Here is an 8,478-nt window from a genome sequence, read left to right on the forward strand (position 1 = left end):
CGTAACGACCGCCTGCAGTACGCTCCGAGAAAACCGAGCGAGTACCAGGAACCTGCTTCACGATCTTTTCAATTTCTTCACCAATCTCCTGAATTTTTGCCAAGTCCGGGCCGGCAATTTTAATACCCAGCGGTGTTTTAATGCCTGTGGATATCATATCTATTCGTGTTTTGATGGGCATGACCCAGGCATTGGTTAAACCAGGTAATTTAACTGTCTCGTCCAGTTGCTTAATAATTTTTTCAGTGGTCATGCCTGGCCGCCATTGATCGCGAGGCTTAAACTGAATAGTTGTTTCTATCATTGTTAATGGCGCCGGATCGGTCGCAGTTTCCGCGCGCCCCACTTTACCAAACACCGTATCCACTTCGGGAATCATCTTGATTAAACGATCTGTAACCTGTAACAACTCCCCGGCCTTACCGACTGAAACACCAGTAAATGTTGTCGGCATATACATCAGGTCACCTTCGTCAATATCCGGCATAAATTCTGTTCCCAGCCTTTGATACGGTATGGCTATACTTGCAACAGAGAGTATCGACAATACTATTGTTAACATTGGGCGCTTTAATACAAACTTTATCACCGGCTTATATAGCGCAATTAGAAACAGGTTAATTGGATTTTTGTTTTCGGAAGCGATGTGACCACGAATAAAATAACCCATTAACACAGGCATTAAAGTTATTGATAAGCCGGCCGCTGCCGCCATGGCATAGGTTTTTGTAAAAGCCAGGGGTGAAAATAATTTACCTTCTTGCGCTTCCAGGGTAAGAACAGGGATAAAACTCAACGTAATTATCAGCAATGAAAAAAACAGTGCCGGCCCAACATCTGTTGCAGCAACGCGCATAATCTCCCAACGGTTGGTGTCTGTAAGCTGGTTCTTTTCAATATATTTGTGGGCGTTTTCAATCATCACGATAGCAGCGTCCACCATGGCTCCAACCGCGATTGCTATACCTCCCAGGGACATAATATTGGCATTGATACCTTGCCATTCCATAACAATAAATGATGTAAGAATACCTAGCGGCAGGATAACGATGGCCACCAGCGCTGAACGAAGATGAAATAAAAAGATCAAACATACTACGGCAACAACAATAAATTCTTCCACCAGCTTATGGCGCAGGTTGTCCACTGAATCCAGAATTAGCTGGGAACGGTCATAGACTTCAATGATCTCGACACCTTTTGGCAATCCCTTGCGCAATTGCTCAATCTTTTCTTTCACAGCATCGATGGTATTCAGGGCATTCTCACCCCAACGCATCACCACAATACCACCCACGGCTTCACCTACGCCGTTAAAATCAGAGATACCGCGCCGCATTTGCGGACCGATACGGATATGCGCAATATCTCCTAATACAATTGGAGTGCCGCGTTCGGTAGTGGAAATAGGGATTTGTTCCAGGTCTTCAATACTCTGCAAATAACCCTTGGCGCGAATCATATATTCCGCTTCTGCGTGTTCAATAACAGAACCACCTACTTCCTGGTTGGCGCGTTGTACTGCTTTTCGCACCGTGGACAACGGTATAGAAAAAGCCCGTAATCGATCAGGATCCAGCACCACCTGATATTGCTTCACCATACCGCCTACTGTTGCTACTTCAGATACACCATCTACAGTTTGCAACTCATACTTAAGGAACCAGTCCTGTAAACTGCGCAACTGGGACAAATCATGCGTACCGGTGCGATCAACTAGCACATACTGATAAACCCAGCCTACGCCCGTTGCATCCGGACCGAGAGAAGCGCGAGCAGAATCGGGTAACTTGCTGGCTACCTGATTCATGTATTCCAGCACGCGGGAACGCGCCCAATAAATATCAGTGCCCTCCTCAAAAATCACGTAAACATAAGAATCACCAAAAAAGGAATAACCACGCACTGCGGTGGTTTTTGGCACTGCTAACATCGCAGTAGTAATGGGATAGGTTACCTGGTCTTCTACAACTTCTGGCGACTGACCGGGATAGGTGGTTTTAATGATGACCTGCAGATCGGAAAGATCCGGAATTGCATCAAGCGGTGTGTTTTTTACAGACAAAACACCCCATGCACATAACAGAAGGGTTATGATTAGAACCAGCGCCCGGTTCTCTATAGACCAACGAATAATATGAGCAATCACGGTACCAAAAACTTCTTGTCATTGTTATTGTGTTTTCGAGTCACACCACCGATGTGCTCACGGGCTCCCCAAAAACCACAAGCTCCCTAAAGAACATTATTTGCGCTACCCTGCGCACACCCCAAAATTAATTTAACTTATTAAAGATACTGCTAAACCAAAATCAACCGCCGCCGGCCATACGAGCCAAACTGGCTTTCAGACTACTCTCTGAATCAATCAGAAACTGGCTGGAAGTAACAACTTCATCCCCTTCCGACAATCCATGCAATATTTCCACGCCACGATCTGTGCGCATGCCCACTTTTACGTTCATGGGAATAAATTTACCTTCGCCAAGTGCAACAATTACACGATTCTGATCGCCCGTGGCAATCAAAGCTTCTCGCGGTATAGTCAATACTTTACGCTTGGGCTTAGCGAAGACCTGTACATCTGCATACATATTTGGCTTTAAGGACTCTTCCGGATTATCGAACTGCAGGCGGACTCTCAAGCTACGCGTTTTAGGGTCCAGGCTCGGATACACATAGTCAACCATACCCTCCCAGGTTTTACCTGGCAGATAAGGCATGGATGCCTTGGCACGCTGTCCTTTCTTAACCCAATCAGCTTGTGATTCAAAAATTTCTGCAATCACCCAAACCGTACTCAGATCAACAATTTCAAGAACTGTCTGCGAAGGTTTAACAAACTGTCCTTCTCGAATTTTTAGTTTGGATACAAAACCTGTTTGAGGTGCATGGTATACCACATGCTGTTTAACATCTTCCTTGGTCTGTAGCATTTCAATTTGTTCCAGAGATACCCCCAGGGAAATCAATCGCTCTTTCGAAGCACTGAGTAATAAAAGATTATTGTGCTTCAATGCCTGAACATACTCTTCTTGAGCGTTTACCAGTTTGGGCGAATACAACTCGAACAGAACCTGACCCGCTTCAACACGATCACCTTCTGTTTTAACGTACAGTTTCTCAATCCATCCCTCTACTCTCAGATTAATGGTGCGCAATTTGCTCTCATCCAACTCTACGTAGCCGACACTGTCAATCTTACGAAACAAGGTGCGCTTTTTTGCTTTGGTCGTACGCACACCAAGCGTATTGATTACAGTAGGTGTTAGTTTCACTGTTCCGGCTTCACCACCTGCCTCTAATAGAACGAGATCCATTCCGCAGATAGGACATATCGCATTGGGATCAGTATCGATAACGTCGGGATGCATGGGACAGATGTAATTAGGATTAGCATGTTTCGCTGCATGCTCCATCGCGGTATCATCCTGAACGTTCTGCAGGGATTCTGATATTTGCGGAGCGGACTCAGCTAATTGGGGCTGTTGAGTTTGTATGTTCTGGGATGGTTGTCGTTGTGACTGGCTACTTGATAATGGTGTCGCCTGCACCTTCATTGTCTTGTCACCACCAAAAACATTGCCGGCTTTTTCTTTTATGCTACCGCCCAGGGTGGACATGATTTGCTTGATGTCCGAGTCTTTTTCATTCGACGCAAAAGCCTTTTGTATATCACTGGGCTGTACAAGATAAAAACTGATGGGTATTGCGGCAACAATCACCGCAACTGTAAACTGGGCGATACCTTTGAACTTGTACATGGTTTGCCTAGAGCTACCAGGCGGTTTATGTCCGGAGTACGGATTGTAATGCACATTACCCGGTTTGCCCGGAGACACTCCAGGTCGCGTTTTATTACGTCGCGAATTTGAAATCATACTTAATCGACCCCAGCTAGATACAACAGTTCAACCTGCGCTTTAGCACGTTCTACGTTCAACTTTACAAATTGCAGCTGGCTTTTAAGTTCCGTCAGGCGCGCGCGCACCAACACATTGAAGTCCGTCACACCGCTTTTATAGGCATTCAGAGTTGCCTCGGTGTTTTGTTCGGAATGTGGTAATACTGATCCTTGGTATAACTGCACACGCTCGTCAGCGCGATTGTACACAGCCATGGTTTTCTCTAAACGCATTTTAATTTCGCGTCGCCAGTCGTCGAGTTCCTGCTTGCTAGCAATTACATCGGACTTGCTGGCCGAAACCAGTCGATCCTGACGCTTACCCGTGAACAACGGTAAATCGAAGCGCAACATCGCGGTTAGCAAATCATCCCGGGGCCGCCCGAAATTATCTTCAGCACGATAACCGTACTGTACTGTTAATGCCCAGCCGGGATTAGACTGTGAATCAGCGTAGTTTACACCATTTTCGGCAGCGGTTACACGCATTTTGCGAGCCAGAACAGTAGGATGCTGCTCAAGATTGGACAAAATCTGCTTTTCTGACGGGAGCTTGGTTAACCCCGGAAACTGCATATCCAGGGTTTTATTCACTCGCTCAAGGCCTAGCCACCTGGTGAGCACCGCGACTGCGGCCTCATAGCTGGCTTCGGTATCTCTAAGTTGATCTTCCAGTAAATTTTGCTCCAGCTGAGCCCGAATCACATCCTGCTGATTTCCACGGCCGGCGCGGTATTGAAACTGGGTTACACTGATAAATTGACCGAATACTTCCAGACTCTCTTCTACAATCTTGATTGACTGGAATTGCTGATAGACATCCAGCCAACTTTTTCGTACACCGACGAGCGTCATCAGGCGTCGGTTTTTCGCCTCGTGCCCCATAGCATCTGACATGCTTTGCAACTGACCGCTTTTCGCACCAACAGCACCCCAGGGAGGAAACATTTGAGTGAGCCCCACCACGGCCTGCGTCATGGGCTCTTTTTGAAAATCCATGGTATTGGCTGAAATATTGACGATACCCATATTTAATTTAGGGTCTGGCCAGGTATTGGCTGCGACTGATTTTTCCCGAAAACTATCCTGTTGTGCCCTGGCCTGTTTGGTGGTTGGATCATTACGTAATGCCATCATTTCTGCTTGAGATAAAGACAGCATGTCAGTATCTGCAGCGAAGGATACACAAGATACAATAAGTAGAAATACCGCAGCCAGTAAACTAGCAATAATGCGATGCGCTAATTGAAGTAGTGCTGGAAGAATAAAACCACTGCTTAAATAACCTTTCACAACCCTCCCCTTTGTAAAACCAGTTACCGCCTGTTCTTGGTTTTGGTACGGTAGTTAATCAGTTCAGCAGTTTAGCAGAAGAAATACGCCTTCTGAATAGCATGTTATTCTACAGCTATCCAGAAGGCGTATATAGGCATGGATTACATCATCATGTACTGATAAGACAGCGACCAAATGGATTTAACCTCCATCTGGATGCCGTTCACATCCTGGTATACCGGCACGCCATACATCAATCCAAAAGTATGACCACCTGTCATTGCAGTAATACCCAGTGATAAATCAGCGCGTGACCCACCATAGTTTGCCGGATCAGACGTTGGCGCCATCATCGGATTGATATTGGGATCCTTGCCACTGATACTGTCAGCATTCAAATAATCCAGACGCGCACCGACACCCCAGGTGTTGTTGATGGCATATTTACCCCAGGCATCGATCTCAAAGCGATCACCCCAGGTATATTCGTTATCATTGGTGCCCGTATGGATCCGCCACTCTGCCTGCCCTCCCCAGGTCCAGCTACCGGCATAGCTTTTATAGGTGACAGCCGGGATAAAGTCATAGGTGCCGGTACCTAACTGCATGGCATAAGGCGCTTGCATGGAACCCGGCATACCGTTATTGGTAGCGCATACTGTTGCACCCACCAAGTTTACACCACACATGGTCATATCGACTTTTTCATCAATACTACCAGTGGGAATACTTAAAGATAATGCAGCTGTCCATTCTTTATTAATGGTATACATGGCACCCACTTCAGTATCACCAACACCACTGGTCTCCATGCTGCCCGTCATATCCATCATGGGCATATAAGTACCCGGTGTTGGTTCCATATACATATGCATTATCATATCCATATCGTTCTGCAGATAGTTCAACATCAGCATACCGGTCCACTTGTCCGTAAAACCATACATACCCATCAACATGCCCATATCCATGGTCATTGTGGTAGGTGACATCATGTAAGGTAGATCTGGTCTTTTCATCGCTGCAGGTGGTGGCGTAGGATTTGCCAAGGCACCACTAATATCCCGTGTGCTCACACTATCTGATCCCCGCAATAATCCATCCATATCCATGCGCATTAACTGGACCTCAATCATCCAGCTACCTTTGCCATGGGCATGATGAACATGCTGACCTGCCTGAGCAGTTTGCGAATGATCCATGGCACTATGATCATGATGCGAATGCTCATCAGCCGCCCTGGTAATTGGTGCTAATACCAATAGACCTGAAGCTACTGCTGATATAATTAAGGATTGCCGCCCTTTTTTTAGAATTGACATTATTACCTCTCCTTCTTATACAAACCTACTTGCACACCCTATATGCCCCCGCTACGGCACGTACACTGGTTTAGTATTTGTTAGTTAACGGGTAAAACATACATCCAATGTATTATTATCATTTCTCCATTAAATCATTCGGCGATTATGATAAAAACGCGCAATTTTCTTTATTAATAAAGGTTTACTAATTATGCTTTAGTGAGTAAATGCATAGCGGTCATAATGATCACTAATTAGCCATGCCTTTATCTTCAATATCGGTAATAATAAAATTTCCTTTTTTGTCCACTTCAATAACAAAGCTGACCGCATGACCTTTTTCCACAACTTCTAACATGCCAGGGTCGCTAACCACAAAATCCATAGTCATTCCATCCATCCCCAATGTTTTAATAGGACCATGAGATATGGTTAATTTGTTATCTGAAGCTTTTATGTCTTTAATTACTCCTTCTGCTGCATGCTCATCACCAGCCCATACATGTTGTCCGATAATAAATCCAAAGCAAACTACTAATGCTATTACTAGTTTTTTCATTTTAAGCACTCCTCTCATTGAACGCTCGATTGATACATTTAAAAAACCGCAATAATAAATTGCGGCGTTATTATTTCTGATTCTCCCTTAATCAGGCATTAACCAACGACAGGTTAAAGCTTAAGGCTCACTGCAATATCCGCAGCAAAAAACTTCCAGATGTTTTCGGAATAGAAAAGGCAAAGAAGGGATTAGACTAATGGGATGAAAAATTGCGTGAACGACATCAGTTACCACAGAGGTTAGTAAAGTAAAACCTACAGCGATAGCATTAACTGCGCAGTGCAACACACCAACAGTAAAGTCCATTTCATAACAATTTATTGTTATACGCCCCGTGACCATGCCCCTACTCCGGTCAAATATTATTTTTATTTTTGCTTACCGTTCCGTCGGTAAACAATAAGCGTAATATTTATCAAATGGCAGACAGTGAATCAACAAATAAAATGTGAGGTTAATTCGCGAAATGAGATAAGAAAATGTCACCCCTTAGCTGTGGAATGATCGAATGAGTTTAGTCTGGAAGGGATAAGGAATATTACTTAAGTGTATTTACGAGTGCGGCGTATTCTACGTAGGTAAACTATCTTTCGAGATGATTTATAACGAAGTTTGGATAAACGACGCTCCAGGATTCTTCCCAAATCATCAAGCACAGTACCGCAAATAAGATCGGCATGATTGTGGTAAAAACGAAGCTTGCATGGTACCGGCTGATGCAAACCTTTACGGCAGTCCTTGTCGAAATCTGTCCATGCCAGCACTGGCAAATCACCCAGGGTACGATCGATACAAACCCAGGCATCGTCATCAATAACAATGTCCAGCCCACGCAAACTGAACAATTCCAGGCGTAACGAATTATCTAAGCGGATCTGGGATAAACGCACACGGTTAAAGTGAGTTGCCCCGACATAAGAGGGAACTGACTTGATAATTGGAATGTCATTGAGTCGTGATTTCATGTTGTTCAGTATGCAATTTGTTTGGCTTCTGATCAACTACTTTTTGTGAATTTATTGCTTATAGTTTTCTATCAAAAAATATACAGATATAGACACGCATTTATGTAAAAAATTACGAATAGTTTTAAAGTTTTTAGCCGCTTAGCATCAGCATTTTAAATCGCATCTGCGCAAGGAATTCTTGCCCACGCGCAAGCGGTACCTGGTAATTTCTGCTGAATTTTTATAGCGCAAATTACCCAATAAAGCAGAAAAGCCTTAACAGTAGGTAGTTACACTACACGTAGTTCCTTCTTTTACATTCTTTTTTACTAGACATCGTACGTACCAAACCTGAATGCTGTATTTATAAAACTAAACAGGACTTTTTAAATTCCTGTGTACGAATCCGTGTGGTTACAAGTTTAATCCCTCTGGTTAATTTGATTATAAAGTATGACATTCGTCGGCCAGCTGACGTTTGGTACG

The 8,478-nt window shown here is 44.3% G+C and carries 6 protein-coding genes; all 6 read right to left on the reverse strand.

Annotated features, from left to right (window positions below):
* Positions 1–2,149: efflux RND transporter permease subunit (locus ACWVCM_RS12375; RefSeq protein ID WP_455202063.1), on the reverse strand; the 2,149-nt coding region annotated here is incomplete at its 3' end.
* A 163-nt stretch (positions 2,150–2,312) separates the two neighbouring features.
* Positions 2,313–3,881, reverse strand: a complete 1,569-nt coding sequence (locus ACWVCM_RS12380; protein ID WP_455202064.1) for an efflux RND transporter periplasmic adaptor subunit — start codon at positions 3,879–3,881, stop codon at positions 2,313–2,315.
* 2 nt (positions 3,882–3,883) lie between these two features.
* A complete protein-coding gene (locus tag ACWVCM_RS12385; RefSeq protein ID WP_455202065.1) occupies positions 3,884–5,197 on the reverse strand; it encodes a TolC family protein in 1,314 nt (437 codons plus the stop codon).
* 143 nt (positions 5,198–5,340) lie between these two features.
* Positions 5,341–6,501 (reverse strand): hypothetical protein, encoded by a 1,161-nt coding sequence (locus ACWVCM_RS12390; RefSeq protein ID WP_455202066.1) that lies wholly within the window; start codon positions 6,499–6,501, stop codon positions 5,341–5,343.
* Between the two features lie 232 nt (positions 6,502–6,733).
* A complete protein-coding gene (locus ACWVCM_RS12395; protein ID WP_455202067.1) occupies positions 6,734–7,042 on the reverse strand; it encodes a copper-binding protein in 309 nt (102 codons plus the stop codon).
* A 545-nt stretch (positions 7,043–7,587) separates the two neighbouring features.
* Positions 7,588–8,010, reverse strand: coding sequence for a hypothetical protein (locus ACWVCM_RS12400; RefSeq protein ID WP_455202068.1), 423 nt, complete (start codon positions 8,008–8,010; stop codon positions 7,588–7,590).
* Positions 8,011–8,478 lie beyond the last annotated feature (468 nt).

It is taken from the genome of Kaarinaea lacus, from assembly GCF_975902315.1.

Coding starts and splice junctions, on each gene's coding strand:
- ACWVCM_RS12380 (WP_455202064.1), bottom strand. CDS start 3,881: ATGATTTCAAATTCGCGACGTAATAAAACGCGACCTGGAGTGTCTCCG.
- ACWVCM_RS12390 (WP_455202066.1), bottom strand. CDS start 6,501: ATGTCAATTCTAAAAAAAGGGCGGCAATCCTTAATTATATCAGCAGTA.
- ACWVCM_RS12395 (WP_455202067.1), bottom strand. CDS start 7,042: ATGAAAAAACTAGTAATAGCATTAGTAGTTTGCTTTGGATTTATTATC.
- ACWVCM_RS12400 (WP_455202068.1), bottom strand. CDS start 8,010: ATGAAATCACGACTCAATGACATTCCAATTATCAAGTCAGTTCCCTCT.